Source organism: Rhizobium rosettiformans, from assembly GCF_016806065.1.
Lineage (GTDB): Bacteria > Pseudomonadota > Alphaproteobacteria > Rhizobiales > Rhizobiaceae > Allorhizobium.
Window position 1 is genome coordinate 3794659 of sequence record NZ_CP032405.1, and the last position, 21368, is coordinate 3816026.

Annotated in this window: 18 protein-coding genes; 9 read left to right on the forward strand and 9 right to left on the reverse strand. The window is 61.4% G+C overall.

Annotated features, from left to right (window positions below):
* Positions 1 to 114: 114 nt before the first annotated feature.
* On the forward strand, positions 115 to 972 hold the full coding sequence (locus D4A92_RS18610; RefSeq protein ID WP_203016473.1) for an alpha/beta hydrolase family protein: 858 nt from the start codon (positions 115 to 117) through the stop codon (positions 970 to 972).
* 445 nt (positions 973 to 1417) lie between these two features.
* Here D4A92_RS18610 and gor read toward each other — a convergent pair whose 3' ends face one another.
* The 3 genes from gor to rpiA form a co-directional block, all read right to left on the reverse strand.
* Positions 1418 to 2806, reverse strand: a complete 1389-nt coding sequence (gene gor, locus D4A92_RS18615; protein WP_203016474.1) for a glutathione-disulfide reductase — start codon at positions 2804 to 2806, stop codon at positions 1418 to 1420.
* Between the two features lie 116 nt (positions 2807 to 2922).
* Positions 2923 to 3462, reverse strand: coding sequence for a DUF2059 domain-containing protein (locus D4A92_RS18620; protein ID WP_203016475.1), 540 nt, complete (start codon positions 3460 to 3462; stop codon positions 2923 to 2925).
* 17 nt (positions 3463 to 3479) lie between these two features.
* A complete protein-coding gene (gene rpiA / locus D4A92_RS18625; protein ID WP_203016476.1) occupies positions 3480 to 4181 on the reverse strand; it encodes a ribose-5-phosphate isomerase RpiA in 702 nt (233 codons plus the stop codon).
* A 146-nt stretch (positions 4182 to 4327) separates the two neighbouring features.
* Between rpiA and D4A92_RS18630 the strand changes: the two genes are divergently transcribed.
* Positions 4328 to 4999: an HAD family hydrolase gene (locus tag D4A92_RS18630; protein WP_203016477.1), complete on the forward strand. Its 672-nt coding sequence runs from the start codon at positions 4328 to 4330 to the stop codon at positions 4997 to 4999.
* 66 nt (positions 5000 to 5065) lie between these two features.
* On the opposite strand, the gene D4A92_RS18635 is transcribed toward D4A92_RS18630, so the two are convergent.
* Entirely contained in the window at positions 5066 to 6937 is a 1872-nt protein-coding gene (locus D4A92_RS18635) for a L,D-transpeptidase family protein (protein ID WP_203016478.1), read from the reverse strand.
* 447 nt (positions 6938 to 7384) lie between these two features.
* Between D4A92_RS18635 and fumC the strand changes: the two genes are divergently transcribed.
* Positions 7385 to 8773 (forward strand): class II fumarate hydratase, encoded by a 1389-nt coding sequence (gene fumC / locus D4A92_RS18640; RefSeq protein ID WP_203016480.1) that lies wholly within the window; start codon positions 7385 to 7387, stop codon positions 8771 to 8773.
* Positions 8774 to 8820: 47 nt separating this feature from the next.
* Here fumC and D4A92_RS18645 read toward each other — a convergent pair whose 3' ends face one another.
* Positions 8821 to 9693, reverse strand: coding sequence for a GGDEF domain-containing protein (locus tag D4A92_RS18645; protein ID WP_203016482.1), 873 nt, complete (start codon positions 9691 to 9693; stop codon positions 8821 to 8823).
* Positions 9694 to 9860: 167 nt separating this feature from the next.
* Between D4A92_RS18645 and D4A92_RS18650 the strand changes: the two genes are divergently transcribed.
* Entirely contained in the window at positions 9861 to 11468 is a 1608-nt protein-coding gene (locus tag D4A92_RS18650; protein WP_203016484.1) for a fumarate hydratase, read from the forward strand.
* 216 nt (positions 11469 to 11684) lie between these two features.
* Positions 11685 to 12749 (forward strand): GGDEF domain-containing protein, encoded by a 1065-nt coding sequence (locus tag D4A92_RS18655; RefSeq protein WP_203016486.1) that lies wholly within the window; start codon positions 11685 to 11687, stop codon positions 12747 to 12749.
* A gap of 13 nt (positions 12750 to 12762) precedes the next feature.
* Here D4A92_RS18655 and D4A92_RS18660 read toward each other — a convergent pair whose 3' ends face one another.
* Positions 12763 to 13371, reverse strand: coding sequence for a pyridoxamine 5'-phosphate oxidase family protein (locus tag D4A92_RS18660; RefSeq protein WP_203016488.1), 609 nt, complete (start codon positions 13369 to 13371; stop codon positions 12763 to 12765).
* A gap of 63 nt (positions 13372 to 13434) precedes the next feature.
* Positions 13435 to 14361, reverse strand: coding sequence for an alpha/beta hydrolase (locus D4A92_RS18665; RefSeq protein WP_203016489.1), 927 nt, complete (start codon positions 14359 to 14361; stop codon positions 13435 to 13437).
* A gap of 48 nt (positions 14362 to 14409) precedes the next feature.
* On the opposite strand from D4A92_RS18665, the gene D4A92_RS18670 reads away from it, so the two are divergent.
* Entirely contained in the window at positions 14410 to 14901 is a 492-nt protein-coding gene (locus tag D4A92_RS18670) for a MarR family winged helix-turn-helix transcriptional regulator (RefSeq protein WP_203016490.1), read from the forward strand.
* Here D4A92_RS18670 and D4A92_RS18675 read toward each other — a convergent pair.
* Positions 14882 to 15244: a gamma-butyrobetaine hydroxylase-like domain-containing protein gene (locus D4A92_RS18675; RefSeq protein WP_203016491.1), complete on the reverse strand. Its 363-nt coding sequence runs from the start codon at positions 15242 to 15244 to the stop codon at positions 14882 to 14884. The two genes, D4A92_RS18670 and D4A92_RS18675, sit on opposite strands and share 20 nt — an antisense overlap.
* A 205-nt stretch (positions 15245 to 15449) precedes the next feature.
* On the opposite strand from D4A92_RS18675, the gene moaA reads away from it, so the two are divergent.
* Complete coding sequence (gene moaA, locus D4A92_RS18680; RefSeq protein ID WP_246754127.1) at positions 15450 to 16436, forward strand: GTP 3',8-cyclase MoaA; 987 nt, start codon at positions 15450 to 15452, stop codon at positions 16434 to 16436.
* A gap of 24 nt (positions 16437 to 16460) precedes the next feature.
* On the opposite strand, the gene D4A92_RS18685 is transcribed toward moaA, so the two are convergent.
* Positions 16461 to 18995, reverse strand: coding sequence for a methyl-accepting chemotaxis protein (locus D4A92_RS18685; RefSeq protein WP_203016493.1), 2535 nt, complete (start codon positions 18993 to 18995; stop codon positions 16461 to 16463).
* Positions 18996 to 19224: 229 nt separating this feature from the next.
* Between D4A92_RS18685 and D4A92_RS18690 the strand changes: the two genes are divergently transcribed.
* On the forward strand, positions 19225 to 20130 hold the full coding sequence (locus D4A92_RS18690; protein ID WP_203016494.1) for a DMT family transporter: 906 nt from the start codon (positions 19225 to 19227) through the stop codon (positions 20128 to 20130).
* 29 nt (positions 20131 to 20159) lie between these two features.
* A complete protein-coding gene (locus D4A92_RS18695; RefSeq protein WP_203016496.1) occupies positions 20160 to 21365 on the forward strand; it encodes a multidrug effflux MFS transporter in 1206 nt (401 codons plus the stop codon).
* Positions 21366 to 21368 lie beyond the last annotated feature (3 nt).

Here is a 21368-nt window from a genome sequence, read left to right on the forward strand (position 1 = left end):
GCACCGTCCACATGGGCGAAAAGTGACCTCACCCGAACGAACCTCGCGCGGTGCTTGATATGACATGAACGTAAACGTAAGATCGGAGTTGGCATCCGGAGCGGGAGGTTCGGCATGACGCAACACGTGATGGAAAAATTCGAGATCCAGTTCGAAACGACGGATCATTTTGCCCTGCACGGCACATTGATGCGCGGCAGCGGTGATGGGCCGCTGGCCCTGATTTCGTCGGCAGCCGCGGTCCCCCGCGGTTTCTATGCCCGCTTTGCCGAGCATCTCGTGACCCAGCACGGTTTCAGAGCGGCACTCATTTACGACTATCGCGGGGTCGCCGGCTCACAGGCTCCGCGCCACTGGAAACGTCCGTTGCTGATGCGCGACTGGGCGCATTTCGACATGCCCGCCGCCCTGCATCGGCTTGAATTGGAAGCGCCAGATCACCCGCTTGTCGGCATCGGCCAATCCTTCGGCGGACAGGTGCTCGCCCTTGGCGGACGCTCGAAGCGCTTCTCCCGCTATCTGATGGTGGCGACAATGACGGGCTACTGGGGCAATACCAAGCCGCGCTTTCGCGTCTTCAGCCAGATGAACCTCGTCGGCGTCCCCCTGGCAACGCTGCTCGGCAAGGTCCCCGGGCGGATCGGCCTCGGCCAGACCCTGCCGGGCACCATCTTCAGGGAATGGGCACGCTGGGGCAGACATCCCGAATATTTCTTCGCCGACCCGACGATGGATGCCGCCCGCCGCTTTGCGGAGGTTGAGACTCCGATCCTGGCGATCGGACTGACGGACGACCCCTGGGGCACGCCGAAAGCGCAGCAGGCGCTGCTCAAATACTACAACCGTGCTCCGACGGAGATCCGCTGGATTTCGCCGGAGGACGCTGGCGGCCGCGTCGGACACCTTGGCTTCTTCCGATCAGCCTTCAAAGACACATTGTGGCAACCTGCGATCGACTGGTTGAAACGCTAGACAACTGCTGCACTGCACCAACGTTACCCACATGATTCACAGGGGCAATCCTGTCGCCGCATCAGCATTTCCTTGCAAAGCAAATCATTGATGCCAGCATGTAATGTCTGAAGGCACTGTGAGTTAAGCAGTCGTTCATGGATCCGGTCCAAGGCAAGCTTCACGCAAGCCTCGACCTCTACCCCGGCCTCCGGGGGCGTAGCGTGGTGTTCGGGAAGTTTCGACTTCCCGCGTTGATCATGAGGATCGTGTGATGGCGTATGATTGGACTGGCGTACAAACCCGAAAGACCCGCAGGCTCCGGATTGTCCTGCTCTCTCTACTGACCCTGGCCGCATTGTCGGCACCCGTCTTGGGCCTGGACCTCATCTCGAAATTCTGAGTGCCGCAGGCGGGCCTTGTCGAGGCCCGCCCTGCCTCGTTCATCGTCGGAAGAAGCGACGGATCAGACCCGTTCGCCGTTCCTGATCCGATAGCTCGGCGCATACATCGTCACAAGTTCTTCCGCCGCCGTCGGATGAACGGCCATGGTCCGGTCGAAGTCGTCCTTGGTGCAGCCAGCCTTCAGCGTGATGCCGAGCAACTGGGCCATCTCGCCGGCGTCGTGTCCGAGTATGTGCGCGCCGACCACCTTGCGATCCGCCGCATTGACGATCAGCTTCATGATCATCTTTTCCGCCCGGCCCGACAGCGTCGCCTTCATCGGGCGGAATTGCGCACGATAGACCTCGATCTCCTCGAACTTCTTGGCGGCGGCTTCTTCGGACAATCCAACCGTGCCAATTTCCGGCTGCGAAAAGACAGCTGTGGCAATCAGGTCATGGTCCGGAGACGTCGGGTTGTTCTTGTACTCCGTCTCGATGAAACACATCGCTTCGTGGATGGCGACGGGGGTCAGTTGGACACGATCGGTGACGTCGCCAAGCGCGAAGATGCTCGGCACATTGGTGCGCGAATAGCTGTCGACCACGATCGCACCGCGCTCGTTGGTCTCCACACCCGCAGCTTCGAGCCCAAGGCCCGTCGTGTTCGGATCGCGGCCGAGCGCCAGCATCACCTGCTCCACGACAAGCCGACCATTGTTGATCGTCTCGACCTCAAGATTGCCGGCCGCCGACTTCGTCACCTTCTGAATGTGGTCCTGGCACACAATACGGATACCCTTGGCGACCATCGCCTCGTGCAAGCCGCGCCGCATGTCCAGGTCAAAGCGGCTGAGGATCTCCGCCCCGCGATAGATCAGCGTCGTCTCGACGCCGAGCCCATGGAAGATGTTGGCAAACTCCACCGCGATATAGCCGCCCCCGGCAATCAGGATCGAACGCGGCAGCGCCTCCAGATGGAACGCCTCGTTGGAGGAAATGCAGAGCTCGTGGCCGGGAAGTGCGGCATGGGGATTGGCGGCACCGCCAACCGCCACGACAATGCGCTCGGCCGTGACTTCCTTGCCGGACTTCACCAGGCGGACACCATGTGGCCCGGTCAGCTCGGCACGCGTCTCCAGGATCTCGACGCCTGCAGTCTCCAGCCCCTTGCGGTAAAGGCCTTCGAGGCGCGCAATCTCCCTATCCTTGGCAGCAATCAGCGACGGCCAGTCGAACCGGCTTTCTCCGACGGTCCAGCCATAACCGGCGGCATCTTCGAAATGTTCATGGAACTGCGACGCATAGACGAACAGCTTCTTCGGCACGCATCCCCTGATGACGCAGGTGCCGCCAAAGCGATATTCTTCGGCGATGGCAACCTTCTTCCCGAGGGAGGCCGCGACCCGCGCACTGCGCACCCCGCCGGAGCCACCACCGATGACGAAGAGGTCATAGTCGAATTGGCTCATGGGGAGATCTCCTGCCCGTTCGGGCTCTGCTTGCAACTGCGCCTGATATAGGAGGCGGGAGCACAAAAAGAAAAGCCCGGGTCTTTGCCCGGGCTTAAAAACCGACGTTGGTCGACTTAGGGCTGCGCTGCTTCGGGCGCAGGCTGTTCCGCCTGAACCTCTGCAAGCAGCGACTCGTTCGCCTGCTGCTCCAGATCGCGTGCGATCCCGGCGGTCCAGATATCCGCGGCCTTCAGCAGTTCGCGGGTGGCGATCGGACCGTCCTTGAGGAGCTTCTTACCGGTTTCGCTGCCGTAAAAAGCAGTGATCTCGTTCAATTCTGCGGCGGTGAAGGCCTTGGCGTAGACGACCGCGGCTTCACGCTCCAGATCGGCGCGACGCGCGGCAAGCTTCAGGGCTTCTTCTTCAACCTTCGCCGAAATGACGTCCTGCAGGTTCGGATAGGCCTGAATGAGCTGAGCAGTCAGGCGGTCGACGATGTTCGGCAGGATGGCGTCGAAGCGATTGGTGACGCCGAGCGCGCTGATCGCCTCGCGAGCAGCCTGCAGATGCTCTGCCGGCACATCCTGCGCCTTGGCGGAGACTGCACCCAGCATGACGCTGCCGGCAATCACGGCGATCGAGGCGAAGCGGCCCATACGCGTAAAGCTGATCATGAAATTCTATGCTCCTGTTAGTTCTTCGGCTCCATCACACGCGCACCTGCCGGTCCGGCGATGATCGCGAGCGATGCCAAGTTTATGAAGAGGCCGTGTTCCACCACGCCGGGGATTTGATTGAGCCGGCTTGCCAGTGCGTCTGCATCAGGAATGCGGCCAAAAGATGCGTCGAGAATGAGGTGTCCGCCATCGGTCATGAACAGGCTCTCGTCCGACCGGGTCCTCAGCTTCATCGATCCGGAAAGCCCCAGTTCGGATGCGAGCCGCTCGATCGCCAGGCGCGTGGAAGCCTGGCCGAACGTGTTGATCTCGATCGGCAGCGGGAACGCGCCGAGCGTCTCGACGAGCTTGGTTTCGTCGGCAATCACGATCATGCGCGTTGAGGCCGCAGCGACGATCTTCTCGCGCAGCAGCGCACCGCCGCCACCCTTGACCAGACGGAACTGCGGATCGATCTCGTCCGCGCCGTCGATGGTCAGATCGAGTTCCGGCAGCTCATCGAGTGACTTCAGGGGAACACCGAGTTCGAGGCAGAGCCGCGCCGTGCGCTCGGAGGTGGGTACGCCCTGCACCTTCAGTCCACCGGCGACCCTCTCGGCCAGCAGGCGAACGAATTCCTCTGCCGTCGAGCCGGTTCCGATCCCGAGGCGCATGCCGTCTTCAACATGCTCCAGCGCCGCAGCTGCGGCCTTGATCTTCATTTCGCGGGCGTCCATGCGCCGAAAGCTCCCGTCCGTTTCGTTGGAAGCTGTTTACACGCCTCCTCGACCGAGCGGAAGCCCTGCATCGCCATGCGACATTGCGTTTTCAAAGGATTTCCCATAACCCGACGACACCTTGGAACTGCCTCGGGAGAACCGGCTTGACCACCACGACCATCGTTTTCGACCTCGACGGCACCCTGATCGACACCGCACCCGATCTCGTGGAAAGCCTGAACCACACGATCGCGGCCCGCGATCTCGCACCCGTGAGCTACGAGGACCTGACGCATCTCGTCGGCCAGGGCGCGCGTGTCATGATCCAGCGCGCCTTTGCGCTGCGCGGCGCACCGATTACAGATGATGAGATCCCTGCCCTGCTCGACCGCTTTATCGCCCACTATGAAGCCGGCATGCCGGGCAAGAGCCGCCCCTATCCCGGGCTGATCGAAGCACTCGAGCGACTGAAGGCTGCCGGCTACATTCTCGCTGTCTGCACCAACAAGATGGAAAGGCTGGCCCTCCCGCTTCTCGAGCGTCTCCATCTGACCGGCTATTTCACCGCGATTGCCGGCGGTGACACCTTCGCCTTTCGCAAGCCGGATCCGGCGCATATCCTCGCAACTGCCGAGCGGGCCGGTGGCAATGCCGGCAAGGTCCTGATGATCGGTGACAGCATCAATGACATCCTCGCCGCCCGAAATGGCAACATCCCCTCGATCGCGGTACCCTTCGGCTATTCCGACGTCGCCGTCGAAGAGCTTGGCGCATCGCACATCATCGGGCATTTCGATGAGCTCACAGTCGAACTCGTCGAGCACCTGGTCGGCTGACACGGCCAAATGCAAATGGCGGACCAAAGGCCCGCCATCCGTCATGTCATCAATCTGATCGCCGACTTAGACCCGCGGCGCCCGTGCATCGGTCGTCGCCTTGAACGCCTTGGCCGTATGGTCATCGCGGCTGTAGACATCATCGAAATATTCGATCACGCCATCCTTGTTCGGCCAGGCCGTAAAGTAAGAGACGTAAACCGGGAGCTTCTGCGGAACCTGCACGGCGCGGTTCTGGCCCGATGCGATCTGCTTGCCAATCTCCTCGACCGTCGTGCCCATGACGGCGGCCGCCATTACGCGCGGCTCGGCCAGACGCACGCAACCATGGCTCAGCGCGCGCATATCCCTGTTAAAGTAGCTCTTCGACGGCGTGTCATGCATGTAGATCGCATGTTCGTTGGGGAAGAGGATCTTCAACTCGCCCAGCGCGTTGTCGCCGCCGGGCGGCTGGCGAACGTCGACGGCATGAGTGGCATTCCAGTTGACCTGGCTCGAGGCCACCTTGCGACCGCCATAGGAAACCTCGTAGCCGAGGCGATCGAGATAGGACGGATCGGCCCTGAGCTTCGGCAGCATTTCGTTGACGATGATCGACTTCGGCACGCCCCAATACGGGTTGAACTCGACGGTCTGGATCTGATCCTGGAAGAAGTAGGTCTGGTTCGCCTTGGAGCCGACGACCACCCGCATCGAGAACTGCTCCTTGCCGTCGTTGACGTAGGTCGCCTCAAAGGCCGGTGCGTTGATGAAGACATAACGCGAACCGAGATCGGCCGGCAGCCAGCGCAGGGCCTCCATGGCGACTTCGAGCTTGGCAATCTTCTCGGCATTGCTATGACCGGTCATCGCACGGATTGTTGCAGGACCGACGACGCCATCCGGCTTCAGGCCCTTTTCTTCCTGGAACTGTTCGACCACAGCGACGAGTTCAGGCGTGTAGTCCGGCGTGCCGGTATAGGCGGTCAGCGTCGCCGAATGCTGCGTGAGCACCGCTTCCGACGCCACCTGCTTCAGGGCACCGATGACCTGAGCCGTCTCCGGCTTGCTCTGTCCAGGCTTCAGCAGTGTGCCGGGCGCAATCGTGATCGCCTGCGTTTCAGCTTCGGCATCCTCTGCCTTCAGCCGCATAAGCTCGTCGCGCAGCGCCACGAATTGCGGGCTCTTTGGATCGCGGTTACGCAGATAGGCCGCAACATCAGGGCTCTTCCGCAGCATGTCGAGCACGGGGGCAATATTCACGCCCTTGCGTTTGAAGTCATAGTAGCCGGAGATCTTATTCGGATCGATACGGCCGCGAACCGTGTCCTGCACGTAAGTGAGGACCTTAGCGGAGAGAGCAACCTCGAAGGCCATGAGTTCGCGCTGACGCTTTTCCGGATCCGCCGGGTCAGCGTTCTCGGTCGGCATCGCCACGAGATAGTCGTCTGGCGACAGACCGACCGTATCGGCGCCTGCGAGCGCCGAGATCATGGCGCGACCACGCTCGGAAATGCCATCCTCGCTGGTCCAGATCAGCGGCTTGTTGGGATCGCCGTAATAGCCCTCGACGGTCTTGGCGACCTCGTCCGTGGCCCGCACGGAAACGTCGGACAGAAAACGGCGGGCGCCAAGCACCTCCGCAGACGGCGCTTCGGTCGATCCGGCCGCGGCGTCCGTCACCGGCAGCTTGATCTTGATCGCGCGCTGCGCCTCGGGCTTGTAGGTATAGTACCGAGGGCCGGCGACTTTCGGCAGTGGCTCGGGATCGCCCATTTCGAGCCCACCGCGTGCCTGACTTTCGAGAGAGGCGGGAGCCGCCTGCTGTTTTGCCTGGCGTCCTGGTCCGCCCCGGAGAAGATCGAGAAGCGTCGTGGCGGCAGCATCGCCCGGAAGAGTTCCGACCGCAGTCGTCGCAGCGAGGAGCGCGGTGACTACGAATTTCCTGTTTCTCGTCATTCTCTGTTCCATTTCCCGGTCCGAGTCACAAACGGACTCGAAGCACGTTTGGTCATGCGCGGATCACTAGCGGATCGGCATTTCATTGAAAAGTTGGACAATGTCATGCGGGCTCACCCGTCGGCCTCAACTTTGCGTGACCCGACCGGCGATGTCCGCCATCGCCTCCGCGCAAACTAAATGGAAATATTCGTTAAATTTTGATTGACGTTAACAAATCCTGCACAGCGACGGTGGGCGAACCGTTTCCAGTCGCGGACAAATAGTCGTGAGACGTGCCGGAAAGGACACAGGCACCCGACACGAGGCGAGCGTCCACGGCGCGAGAAATACTTGACAGAAACTATCGACTTCTGTTCATCGGCTTGTATCGCATGCGTCACTCCCTAAATGCAAAGCACCGCTTCACGACCAGCCACATCCACCATCCCACAGGCAGGAAATCCCATGACCCATCGCACAGAAACCGACACTTTCGGCCCGATCGAGGTCGCCTCCGACCGCTATTGGGGCGCACAGGCTGAGCGGTCGCTCGGCAACTTCAAGATCGGCTGGGAAAAGCAGCCTCTGCCGGTGGTGCGAGCGCTGGGGATCGTGAAGCAGGCCGCCGCCCGCGCCAATATGGCGCTTGGCAAGCTCGATCCGGCACTCGGCGAGGCGATCGTCACGGCCGCCCAGGAGGTGATCGACGGCAAGCTCAACGATCACTTTCCTCTGGTGGTCTGGCAGACGGGCTCTGGCACGCAGTCGAACATGAATGCCAATGAGGTAATCTCGAACCGCGCCATCGAGATGCTGGGCGGGGAGATGGGCTCGAAAAAGCCTGTCCATCCCAACGACCACGTCAACATGAGCCAGTCGTCGAACGATACCTATCCGACGGCCATGCATATCGCGGCGTCAGAGCATGTCGTCCATCATCTGCTCCCGGCCCTGAAGCACCTTCATGCGGCGCTGGATGCCAAGGCGAAAGCCTTCGCACACATCATCAAGATCGGTCGCACGCACACGCAGGATGCGACGCCGCTGACGCTTGGCCAGGAGTTCGGCGGTTATGCCGCTCAGGTTGCCTCATCGATCAAGCGCATCGAAATCACCCTGCCTGGCCTCTACGAACTCGCCCAGGGCGGCACGGCCGTCGGCACCGGCCTCAATGCCCCGGTTGGCTTTGCCGAAAAGGTGGCCGAGGAAATCGCCAAGATCACCGGCTTGCCCTTCATCACCGCGCCGAACAAATTCGAGGCGCTTGCCGCCCACGATGCCATGGTCTTTGCCCATGGCGCCATCAATGCAGCCGCAGCTGCCCTCTTCAAGATCGCCAATGACATCCGCTTCCTTGGCTCCGGTCCCCGCGCCGGCCTTGGCGAACTCGCACTCCCGGAAAACGAGCCCGGCTCGTCGATCATGCCGGGCAAGGTCAACCCGACCCAGTCGGAGGCGCTGACCCAGGTCTGCGCCCATATCTTCGGCAACCAGGCGGCCATCACCTTTGCCGGCAGCCAGGGCCATTTCGAGCTCAATGTCTACAATCCGATGATGGCCTATAATTTCTTGCAGTCCGTCCAGCTCCTGGGCGATGCGGCCGTCTCCTTCACCGACAATTGTGTCGTCGGCATCGAAGCCCGAGAAGATAACATCCGCAAGGGAGTGGAAAATTCGCTGATGCTGGTGACGGCTCTCAACAGCCGCCTGGGCTATGACACCTGCGCCAAGATCGCCAAGACCGCCCACAAGAACGGCACCACCCTGCGTCAGGAGGCTGTCGGCGGCGGCTATCTGACCGATGAGGAATTCGACCAGTATGTCCGGCCGGAACTGATGATCGGACCGCAGTGACGCCTGTCATCAGGTCCGCGCATGCGAGGGGTGCGAGCCCCTCGCCCTCAGGGCTTCAGCGTTTCCAACCCGGTGCGTAGCGTATCCTTGGCCCTGAAAAGCGCCATGTCTGCCCGGTGCAGCAGATCGGCCATCGCTTCGTCGGTCCGACGCGGAGCAAGGCCGAAGGTCAGCCGAAGGCTGCCCGCCGCGAGGGGGCCAACCTCGAGTTGCTCCACGTTTTTTCGGATGGCCTCACAGCAGGAGTGGATGACGGCGATCGGATCATCGGCAAAAAGCAGCATGAAGGTCGTTCCCGACATGCGTGCTGCAATCTGTCGAGGCGCGAAGTGCAGGCGCACCAGATCTCCGACGGCAACGAGCACCATATCGGCCACCTCGCGGCCATGCTTGGCACTTACGGCCTCGATCGTTTCCAACTCGAAAACGGCGACATAGATGTCGATGCCGCCCTCGGCTTGTGCGGGAAGCCTCGGCAACGGCACGCTATAGACGGCGCTGGCGTTCATGAGACCGGTGAGCGGATCAAGTCCCGGCTCTCCGTTCACCCGTTCCGCAAGCGCCGAAATCTCCCCGACCATCCCGCAGACGGCGCGCGTAACCACCGCAATTTCGTCTTCGCCGTATTTGCTCAATTGGTCCTCGCTGAAGGCGCCCCCGGCACGGTACTGGCTGATGGCCTTTGCCAGATTGCGCAGAGGCAGCGTCAGCCACCACATTGTCGCTAGGCAGGCGACAGTACCGATCAGCGTAGCCACCAGAACGACAAGACCGACGGACAGCGGGTTCGAACTGGCTCCCGTACCGAAGTTCAACAGCAAGGCGATCAGCGGGATATGGATGCAGACGAAGCAGACCAGAAAAATCTTGACGACGATCGAGCGGCGCCAGTTCGTTCCCTTCGCCACATTCAAGCTCATGATGCACCTCCGAATCCATCGCACGCAACGCGTGTCCGGACCGGGGTTTTTCAGATACGCCACCACCCTGTCAACGCTTGAGCCTTCGGCTTTCGGCGCATTGAAATCTTAAGGGCTAACGCTTAAACCACCGCAAACTCCAAGCTGATGCCACGAAAGGCCCTGTGATGGCAGACGATCTGTTCCCAATTGGCGAAGACACGACCCCCTACCGCAAGATCACGTCCGATTATGTTTCGGTCGAAACTTTCAAGGGTCAGGAGATCCTGACCGTCGAGCCTGAGGGCCTGCGTCTCCTCGCGGAGACCGCGCTTTCGGACATCAATCACCTGCTGCGTCCCGGCCACTTGAAACAGCTTGCCTCGATCCTCGAAGACCCCGAGGCGACCGACAATGATCGCTTCGTCGCCTTCGACCTCCTGAAGAACGCCAACATCGCCGCCGGCGGCATCCTGCCGATGTGTCAGGACACGGGTACTGCAATCGTCATGGGTAAGAAAGGTCGCCGCGTCTGGACGGATGGTCAGGACTACGCTGCACTGGCCGAAGGCGTGCGCGACGCTTATGAGCGCCGCAATCTGCGTTATTCGCAGCTCGCGCCGATCAAGATGTTCGAGGAAAAGAACACCAAGACCAACCTGCCAGCCCAGATCGACCTCTACGAAGAGGGCGAGGACGCCTACAAGTTTCTGTTCATGGCGAAGGGTGGCGGTTCGGCCAACAAGACCTTCCTCTACCAGGGCACACCCTCGCTTCTGACCCATGACCGGATGATCGACTTCCTCAAGGAGAAGATCCTCACGTTAGGGACGGCAGCCTGTCCTCCCTACCATCTGGCGATCGTCATCGGCGGCCTTTCCGCCGAGATGACGCTGAAGACCGTCAAGCTCGCCTCGGCGCGCTATCTCGACGACCTCCCGACCGAAGGTTCCGAAAGCGGCCACGCCTTCCGGGACATCGAGATGGAAAAGGAGATCCACAAGCTGACCCAGTCGATGGGCGTCGGCGCGCAGTTCGGCGGCAAGTATTTCTGTCATGACGTGCGCGTCATCCGCCTGCCGCGCCACGGCGCATCGCTGCCGATTGGCCTCGGTGTCAGCTGTTCCGCCGACCGCCAGGCCAAGGGCAAGATCACCAAGGACGGCATCTATATCGAGCAGCTGGAAACCGATCCGTCGAAATACATGCCCGAGATCGACGATACCGCCCTGTCGTCTTCGGTGGTCAAGATCGACCTCAACCAGCCGATGAGCGGTATTTTGGCCGAACTCACCAAACACCCGGTCAAGACCCGCCTCTCGCTGACCGGCACGATCATCGTTGCCCGGGACCTCGCCCATTCCAAGATCCGCGATCGCCTGGAAAAGGGCGAAGGCATGCCGGACTACATGAAGAACCATCCGGTCTATTACGCCGGTCCGGCCAAGACACCAACGGGTTATGCCTCAGGCTCCTTCGGACCGACCACCGCCGGCCGTATGGACAGTTATGTCGACCAGTTCCAGTCTTTCGGCGGCTCGATGGTGATGCTGGCCAAGGGCAACCGCTCGCGCGCCGTGCGTGAGGCCTGTAAGACCCATGGCGGCTTCTATCTCGGCTCGATCGGCGGCCCGGCCGCCCGTCTCGCCCAGGATTGCATCAAGAAGGTCGAAGTCTTGGAGTACCCAGAACTGGGAATGGAAGCTGTCTGGAAGATCGAGGTCGAAGACTTCCCGGCCTTCATCGTCACCGACGACAAGGGCAACGATTTCTTCCAGGAATTCAATCTCGGCTGAAACTCGTCGAAATAATGCTCGCACGTTGCGGAGGGAAACCTCCGCAACGGAAAATTACCGCTTGTTTTACAAGAGGTTGCGCAAGTGAGCGCTGAGTGCTCATTTTGCGCCCGTCACTTCTCATGGCGAGAAGATTAAACATTTTCCAATCATTTGCCGCTAATTGAATCTTTGGACCCTTGAATGTCTCGAGTGACGACCATTGGAGTTGGCCGAATGAGCACGGCAACACCGCCAAAGACGCAGGCACCTGACGTCGCGGCACAGATCACATATGCGATGCGCTCGATGGGGGTCGCCCCGATCCCGCGCAATTACGAGCTGTTCTACGAAGCCTATATCGGCTCCAACCCGTCACTCACCCGCGAGCTGGCAGCGCTCGGCAGTCGCGCCAACCAGGACGAACTCGACGCGCTCGGAGAGCAGTATTTCGGCAGCCATCAGGGCCGCGCCATCGAGAATGCCCATTCCAAGCTGATCGGCGAACTGGATGGATTGCTGCGTCTCTTGCAGCAGGAACAGACATCGCTGCAAAGCTACAACCGCCTCCTCGGCGAAACCTATCACCGGATCAGCTCGAAGAGCACGAACAGCGCCGACATCCTGCGCAGCGCCATCAACATCCTGACGGAAGCCACGGGCTCAACCATGGCGCATGGCGAACAAACCGTCGTCAAGATGTCCGAACGGTCGAAAGAGATGGACGAAGTCCGTCGCGAACTCGATGAATACAAGCGGATTGCCAACACCGATTCCCTGACGCGCATTGCCAATCGTCGCGCCTTCGACGAAAAGCTCGCCGCCGTCTACACGAGCGATGCCAGACCGCTGGCGGCTCTCGTGCTCGCCGATATTGATAACTTCAAGAAGGTCAACGACGCCTACGGCCATCCGGTCGGCGACAAGATCCTCGCGACCGTTGCCACCGTGATCCGCAGCAACGTCCGCAAGGACTGCTTCGTCGCCCGCACGGGTGGCGAGGAGTTCGCGATCATCATCGAGGGCAACACCGCAGAAGAAATCTTCCAGACTTGCGAACGAGTGCGCAGTGCGCTTGAAACGACGCCTTTCAAGAACTCCAAGACCGGCGTCAATTACGGCCCGATCACCATATCGCTCGGGTTCGCCATGGCCGCCGATGCGGAAGATGCCGGCGAACTCTACGCGAAGTCCGACATCGCCCTTTACTGCGCCAAGAATGCCGGCAGGAACCGGACGAAGCCCTATGAAGACGGGATGAAGAAGGACTTCACCAAGAGCTGGCTGATCTACAAACGGTGATCCCCTTCCGAGATCACCACATCGTCTTTGCTGCACGCTCCGGCCATTCGCGATCATAGGTTTCGCGATCGAAGTCCTGCTTTGCAGCCTTCAGCATCTCGCCGGGCGTCGGCAGGTCGTTCGCCGCGACCTGTCTTTCAACATTCCAAAGTTCTGCCCGCATCACGGCCCGCGCACACTGGAAGTATGCCTCGTCGATCGTCACCACGACGACGCTTCGCGGATGGTGTCCATCCATAACGAAGCTCTCGATGAGCTCGGGCGCGACCGAAACCACCGCCCGGCCGTTGATCCGCATGACGCTGTTCGAGCCCGGAATGAGGAACATCAGCGCCACGCGGGGGTCGCGCACGATGTTCACTAGCGAATCGATGCGGTTGTTGCCACGCCAATCCGGAAGCGTGATTGTCCGGTCGTCTTCGATGCGCACCACCGCGCCGCGATCACCGCGGGGCGAGCAATCAAGCCCCTCCGGACCGACCGTCGCCAGCGCCACGAAGGGCGAGCGCTCGATCATCGTCCTGTAGGCCGGCGTCAAGAATGCGGTGACCTTGGCGGTCGATGCCTCGCCTGCCTCGCCGTAAATGGCCTTCAGATCCTCGATCGTCGTTATCACTGTCATGCTGACTCCTCACTCCCCCCAAGCCTAGCGGCAGCTCCGGGTTAGGCAAGAGCCATGACGGGACTATGACACCTTGCGGTTCCCGGCCCTCGACGCGCCCTCGGCGCCTGCCAGGAAAGAGGCGACAGCAGAAATCACCTCAGGCGCACTGACGATCCTGCGGTGTCCGTGACCATTCGCCCAGAGATGACGGACATGCGGCGACACGCCGATATAGCGCTGCGCATGGCCGACATTGACCTCCTTGTCGTCTTCCGCGTGCACCACGAGCAGCGGCCGGTCGATACGCCGCGCCACCGCGACGCCATCCAAGTCTTCGACCTGCGCGCCGACCAGATCCATGGCCCGAATGCGCATGGCGCCGACGCTGCCACGTCCAAGCCCCACTATGGAAGCAAAGCCGTTGAACACCTCGCCCATGCTGGAAGGTGAGCCGATCAGTGCGATCCTCGGCGCATTCAAAGGATGCAGTTCCGGAAACACGCGCCCTGCCGCCATCATGACGGCGGCACCACCGAAGGAGTGGCCGACAACACCGTCGAACCGCCCGAAATGGCGCTCGGCGGCCACGATGGCCTCGGCCGCAATCTTGAGGTCGAGCCGACGGCCGCTGGACGCGCCGTGTCCCGGCAGGTCAAGGACCACCACTTCGGCACCCGTTTCACGCAATCCGAGCGCCATTTCGGAGAGATACTCCGCACGCGAGCCCCAGCCGTGGACTACAAGAAACCTTGGGGCAGAACCGCTCCCCTCCTGCGAGCTGAGATGATGGGCTGCCGCCATGCCGCGCGTCAGTGCGAGACGAACGGTCGAAGCCTGTCGCAACCGACTGCGTCCGACGGTGAAGACCTGTTTGGCCTTGTCGCCTTTTGGGCGACGGCTCGGGGTTCGACAGAAAAGCTCGAAGGCAATCCGGCCGGCGACCGTCGGCGAGACCTTCTCCAGCTGCGCGAAAGCCAGGCGGGTGACCTTGAGAGGAAAGGATGGCATAGTCGGAATCCCATCATAATGTTCAATGCTGAACAATAAAGTACAAGAATGAACGAAAAGCAAGCCTTCCCCTGGGACCATCCTCGTTTTCGCAGTTGGATATCGGTAGCGCGCGCCTGTCAGCTCATGCAGCAGGCACTCGCACGCGCGCTGGCACCCCTCGACATCAAGCCGCCGCACCTGGATATCTTGGTCAATCTCTATCGGTTCGAGGGGATTTCCCAGCAGGAACTAGCCCGCAAGCTGCTTGTCGGTCGTTCCAACATGAGCATGCTGCTGCCGCAGATGGAAAGGCGCGGGCTTCTCGAGCGCAGGGCCGACCAACGGGACAAGCGAGTGCTGAGACTTTTCCTGACGGAAGGAGGCCGGAGCCTAAGCGAACAGGCGATGCGCATCCAGACGGAGCTCATCGAGCGGACGCTCTCTGCAACACCGCTCGACGAGTGCCAACACCTCGCCGAGACGATGGACCTCTTGATCCAGCGTATGCTTTCCTCGGACGGGCTCGTCGATCCTGACCTCAGCGAGGATCGCGGCTGAGTTTCTTCTCCGCCAGTTCCTGTTCGTAAGCCGCGAACTTTTCATCGCCGGTCTCGCCGAGTTCGCGCAGGTAGTTCCAGGTGAAGATGCCGGTATCATGGCCGTCGTCAAAGGCGATGCGAACGGCATAATTGCCGGTTGGCACCATCTGCCGGATCGCGACATTGCGCTTGCCTGGAACGGTGACTTTCTGACCTGGACCATGGCCCTGGACTTCTGCCGAGGGCGACAGCACGCGCAACATCTCGGCAGGAAGCACGGCTGCGACACCGTCATTGAAGCTCACGGTCAGCAGGCGCCTGTCCTTGGACACCTTCAGTTCGGTCGGCCAGATCTCGGTCATGCAGTCCTCGCAGTGTTCCAGGCGGTTGGCGCAGACCTAGGTCGAACCCGCGCCGTTTGCAATCCGAATTGATCGCACAGGGCGGTGTCAACTTGACGCCTGCTAGCCTTGGCACCACATTGCTCCAAACACCGGGAGAGTTTTTTTGGATCATAGCCCCGCCGATTGGCGCCATGCAGAACCGCTTGTCGATCGAGCAAGCCCGATGATCGACCCCTTCGGGCGCGCGGTCACCTACCTGCGCGTCTCCGTAACGGATCGATGCGATTTCCGCTGCAGCTATTGCATGGCGGAAAACATGACCTTCCTGCCGAAGAAGGATCTCCTGACGCTGGAAGAGCTCGACCGGCTCTGTTCCGCCTTCATCGCCAAGGGCGTGCGCAAGCTGCGCCTGACAGGTGGCGAACCGCTGGTGCGCAAGAACATCATGCATCTCGTACGCGGCCTCTCCCGCCATCTCGGCAGCGGTCTGGACGAGCTGACCCTGACCACCAACGGCTCGCAACTCGCCCGCCATGCCGCGGAGCTTGCGGATTGCGGCGTTCGCCGCATCAACGTGTCTATCGATACGCTTGACCCTGCAAAGTTCAAGGAAATCACCCGCTGGGGCGAATTGGACAAGGTGCTCGAAGGCATCCGCGCAGCGCAGGCAGCCGGCATCGGCATCAAGCTCAATGCTGTCGCTCTGAAGGATTTCAACGAGCACGAGATACCTGAGCTGCTGCGCTTCGCCCATGGCGAAGGCATGGATCTGACACTGATCGAGACCATGCCCATGGGCGAGACCGGCGAAGATCGCACCGACCAATATCTGCCGCTCTCGCTCGTGCGTCAGAGGCTCGAAGAGCAGTTTACCCTTGATGAAATTCCCTACCGCACCGGCGGCCCAGCCCGTTATGTCGAGGTGAAGGAAACCGGCGGACGCCTCGGCTTCATCACGCCGCTCACGCACAATTTCTGCGAAAGCTGCAATCGCGTCCGCCTGACCTGCACGGGCACGCTCTATATGTGCCTGGGTCAGGATGATGCTGCGGATCTCCGCACCGCACTGCGCGCCTCTGATGACGACGCCTATCTCTCTGCCGCGATTGATGAAGCGATTTCGCGCAAGCCCAAGGGCCACGATTTCATCATCGATCGTAACCACCGCAAACCGGCGGTGGCCCGCCATATGAGCGTCACCGGCGGCTGAGTGCCGCCGGCTAGTTCTTCACGCTTACGCCGACCGGCGATAGACCTGCGGCTGACCGCGCTCAGTGTCGGTACGGAAGCGCGATATCTTGTGCATCAGGATATCGACCCGCTGACGCAGGCCCTGGATCTCGGCATTGTTCTCCTCGACCATGGCGGCATTCTGCTGCGTGATCAGCTCGACGTCACGCACGGCCGACGTCACCTCGCTGATACCGGTCGACTGCTCGCGGGTTGCAGCCGAAATGCGCTCGACCAGCGACTGCACTTCTTCGACCTGATCGATGATCGACTGCAGCGCGACACCGGTGTTCTCGACGAGTTCGACACCCGACTTGACCTGATTGCCGCTGACGGAGATCAGCGTCTTGATCTCCTTCGCCGCATTGGCGCAGCGCTGCGCAAGGTCACGCACTTCCTGGGCGACGACAGCAAAGCCACGACCAGCTTCGCCGGCTCGGGCGGCTTCGACACCCGCATTCAGTGCCAGCAGATTCGTCTGGAAGGCGATCTCGTCGATGACGCCGATGATGGTCGAGATCTTCTCGGAGGAACGGCTGATTTCAGCCATGGCCTCGACCGCCTTCTTGACCACCACGCCGGACTGGCGGGCGTGATCGCGGGCCGACTGCACGGATTGTGCGGTGCGCCCTGCCCCATCGGCTGTCGAGCGTACGACATCGCTCAGATGCGAGAGCGCCCTCACGCTTTCCTCAAGCGCCGCGGCCTGCTGTTCGGTCCGGCGCGCAAGATCATCGGCGGAAACCGCAAGGTTCTCGGTGCCGGCATTGATGTCGACGCTTGCCGCACGAACCTCTTCAAGCGTCGCCCGCAGGGCTTCGACCGCCTGGTTGTATGTCGAGGCCATGGCGACGAAATCGGCCGGCAGGTCGTCACGCATGGAGACGTTGAGCTGGCCGTTGGCAAGTGCCTGAAGCACAGAGGACAGAGCTTCGAGCGCAGACCGCTGGTCGGCCTCGACGCGGGCCCGGTCCTGGGCACGCTGCGCGCTTTCCTGCTCCGAGCGCGTGCGCGCAGCTTCCGCCTCTTCTTCCAGGCGGCGATTTTCGAGCGCCGCATCACGGAAAACGGTGACCGACCGCACCATATCGCCGATTTCGTCGCCGCGATTGCGGCCCTCGATCGGGACGGACAGGTCGCCGCTCGCCAGTCGCGACATCACGCCGGTGATCCGCTTGAGCGGCGCGCGCAGTGTCTCGACCAGCATCAGACCGCCGATGATCGCGAGCAGCGTGCCGACGACCATGGTGATGACGGAGATCGTCGCAGACCGTTCGCTGTCCTCGCGGCCGATTTCCTGCGCTTGGGCGACGAAATTGCGAAGCGATTCCATGGCTGCCGACACGGCCGCATTGGCGGCCAGCCGTTCGTTCTGCCAATTCAACCCTGCGTCCAGCATCGCCTGGGACTTTTCGGTGATCGCGACCACATGCGGCGCAATCTTCTGGGGGAAGTCGCGAAGCGCACTGTTCTTGGCACCGAGCTCGGAGATCCGGCCGGCCAGTGTCTGGAGTGCTTCCATCTCGTTGATGACCACCACACGGCGTGCGTCGTCCAGCGAACCCAGCATCTGCTGCACCCGCAACTCGATGGTAGCAACACCAAGTGCGGCGGCATCGACGAGGGCCATCAGCTCCTTTTGCTCGGCGACGAGCCGGTCAAGGCTGACGAAGCGGTCGGCGGCGACATCGCTGTTCTTGGCGGCCTGCAACGTGATCTTCTGCTCGATCTCGACGAGTTCGGAAAGCACGAGGCCGAGTTCTCGGGCCCTGGCATCAACTGGGCCAGTCTGCCCGAGGATCGTTTCGATCTTGCCGATCGCAGTGCCGACTTCGCCGACCAGAACCCTGCCCTTTTCGGAAGCGATCTCGTTGGCCTTGACCAGATCCTTCTGCATCGGTGCGAGATAGAGTTTTGCTTCGTCCAGCTGTTCTTCGGGAGTGAAAGCCATCTGCACGCCGACACGCAATTTGCCGAGACGGTCAAGCAGCGTCTTGAAGGCAGAGGCGTCGAACAGCAATTCCTTCGCGAAGCGCTCCTTGCCGGCGAGATCGTTGCGGACGAAATCGACCTGCTTGACGATCTGCTGGCTCTCCGCCTGCAAGGCGGCAACGGCCGCATTCAGACCGGAATCCAGTTGTTCTCGCGCGGTCTTGTTGTCCCAAAGCGTCGACGTCTGAACCCGCATCTGCGCCGGCAGCTGCGTCAGCGCCGAAAGATCGGCCGTCTGAGCCTGCTTGGCGAGCACGCCGTTCAGGACGCCGAGCCCCCTGTCCTGGCCGTCGATGGCCGAAAGAAGAGCTGCCCTGCTCTCCTCCGTCGGATCCAGGCTGAACTCCTGCAGGCCCTGCTGCAGCTTTTCCAGATCGCTGATATTGCCGATCGTGGCACGTGTGACGGTCATATGGCCGTTGAGGGTGGTGGCAGTCCAATAGCCCAGGAGGCCGACACCGGCCATGAGCAGAACGAGAGGAACAACAAAAAGCAAAACTTTGGTGACGATCCTGCGACTTTGCAGGAGGCGATCAATAAAACTCATGAGACCCTCGGGAAGGCCGAAATCCCGCGAGCTCATCGCGCAGGATCGAAGGAAAGGAGCCGCCTCATGCAGTTCCATCGGCGAGCTTGTCTTCGGGAGTTTGAACAAAGGTTAACCGGCCACCGCGTTTTTGGCACTGCAGCATCGTTTCAGGGCCACAACAGCGGGAATAAGGTTTCTCGCGCGTGCTCCTTGGTCTAGAACCAGCGGGTACGCACGGGAATCGAGCATGGCATTATCCGAGAACACCCGAGGCGCCCTTCTGATGGCGATCTCGATGGCGGGCTTCACCTTCAACGACGCTCTGACGAAATCGGTTACCGCGGAACTGACCGTGGCGCAGATCATGTTCGTGCGCGGAGCCTTCACCGCCGTTCTGGTCTATATCGTTGCGCGCCGCATGGGCGCGCTCGACCACATCAAGAACATCCTGCAGCCCCTGATCCTGATCCGCATCGCCTTCGAAACGGTCGCAGCCGTCGCCTTCCTAGCCGCGCTCGGCCAGGTGCCGCTCGCCAATGCCTCGGCAATCCTGCAGTCCCTGCCTCTGGCCGTGACCCTTGGCGCCGCGCTCTTCTACAAGGAGCCGGTGGGCTGGCGCCGATGGACGGCGATCGGCCTTGGCTTCATTGGTGTGCTCGTCATCATCCAGCCCGGCCCGGAGGGCTTCACGCTCGCCTCGCTCTACATAGTCTTCTGTGTCATCACGGCAGCCGGCCGTGATCTCGTGACGCGCCGGATCGATCCGAGCATCTCGTCGCTCTCCGTCACGCTTTTCACCGCAGCCTCCATCTCCTTTGCCGGCCTGCTGCTCATTCCCGTCTTTGGCGGCTGGCAACCCATGTCCGGCAGCGCGCTCGGCAAGCTCGCCTTTGCCTCAATCTTCCTGTTTGCCGGTTACCAGGCGATCATCATGGCCATGCGCACCGGCGAGATCTCCTTCATCGCGCCCTTCCGCTACACCAGCCTCCTCTGGGCGGTTCTGCTCGGCATGCTCTTCTTCGGCGAAGTGCCGGATATCTGGATGGTCGTTGGCGCCGCTATTGTCATTGGCTCTGGCCTTTACACATTCTATCGCGAGAGCAAGCGAAAGGCGGCCCTCGCCCGCCGCGCCGATCCGGCCTCCCCGGGCTGATCACGTTTGCAGTGCAAGGACATTTGAGCGTGCAGCAGCAGTCTCGCTTTCTCGACAGGACCACGGCCCCGCATATCGTCAGTCTCGTGGCGGTTGCCGGGCTGTCGGCATTGACGATGAACATCTTTCTGCCGGCGCTGCCGGCCATGGCCCTCGATTTGCGCGTCGACTACGACCGGGTGCAGGTCCTGGTCTCAGGCTATATTGCGATGACCGCCCTGGTACAGCTGGTGATCGGCCCTCTGTCCGACCGCTACGGCCGGCGTCCGGTGATGATTGGCGCTCTGCTGATCCTAATTGTTTCCTCGCTGGTCTGCCTACTGGCAAGCTCGATCGAGATCCTGACCTTCGCCCGGATGATCCAGACGGCCGTGGTCGCCGGCCTCGTTCTCTCCCGCGCCATCATCCGCGACATGGTCCCGATGGACGAAGCCGCCTCGATGATCGGTTATGTCACCATGGGCATGACGCTGATCCCGATGATCGGCCCGACGCTTGGCGGGGTGCTCAGCGACAATTTCGGCTGGCGCTCGAATTTTACAGCCATCCTGATTGCAGCCCTTGCCGTTCTGTTGCTCGTCTATCGCGACCTCGGCGAAACCAACCGGCAAAAGAGCGGCAGTTTTTCCGAGCAGTTCCGGGCCTGGCCGAGACTTCTCGCCTCGCCCCGTTTCTGGGGATACACCATGGCTGGCACCTTTACCTCTGGCGCCTTCTTCGCCTTTCTCGGCGGCGCACCCTTTGTCGGTGGCACGCTGCTGGGCCTGACACCCAGCATGCTCGGCCTGCAGTTCATGTTCATCGCAGCCGGTTATATCGCTGGCAATTATCTCTCCGGACGTTTCGCCCGTCGTGCCGGGATTGATATGATGATGCTGGTCGGTGGCGTGGTCGCCCTGGTCGGCGCCGCCATTCCGATCATCTTGCTTGCCCAAGGATACGTCTCCTATCTGGCCTTCTTCGCCCCGCAGGTCGTCGTCGGCTTCGGCAATGGCCTCTCCCTGCCGAGCACCAATGCCGGCATCGTCAGCGTCCGCCCGGAACTCGCAGGCTCCGCCTCCGGCCTCGGCGGCGCAATCACCATGGGTGGCGGCGCTTTCGTCTCCTGGCTGGCGTCCCGCATACTGTCGGTCGAAACCGGCGCCATGCCCTTGCTGCTCGTCATGCTCGCCTGCTGCCTTCTCGCCCTCGTCGCAGTGGTTTTCCTGCGCTTTGCCCCGGGCGAAGAGCGGTGACCC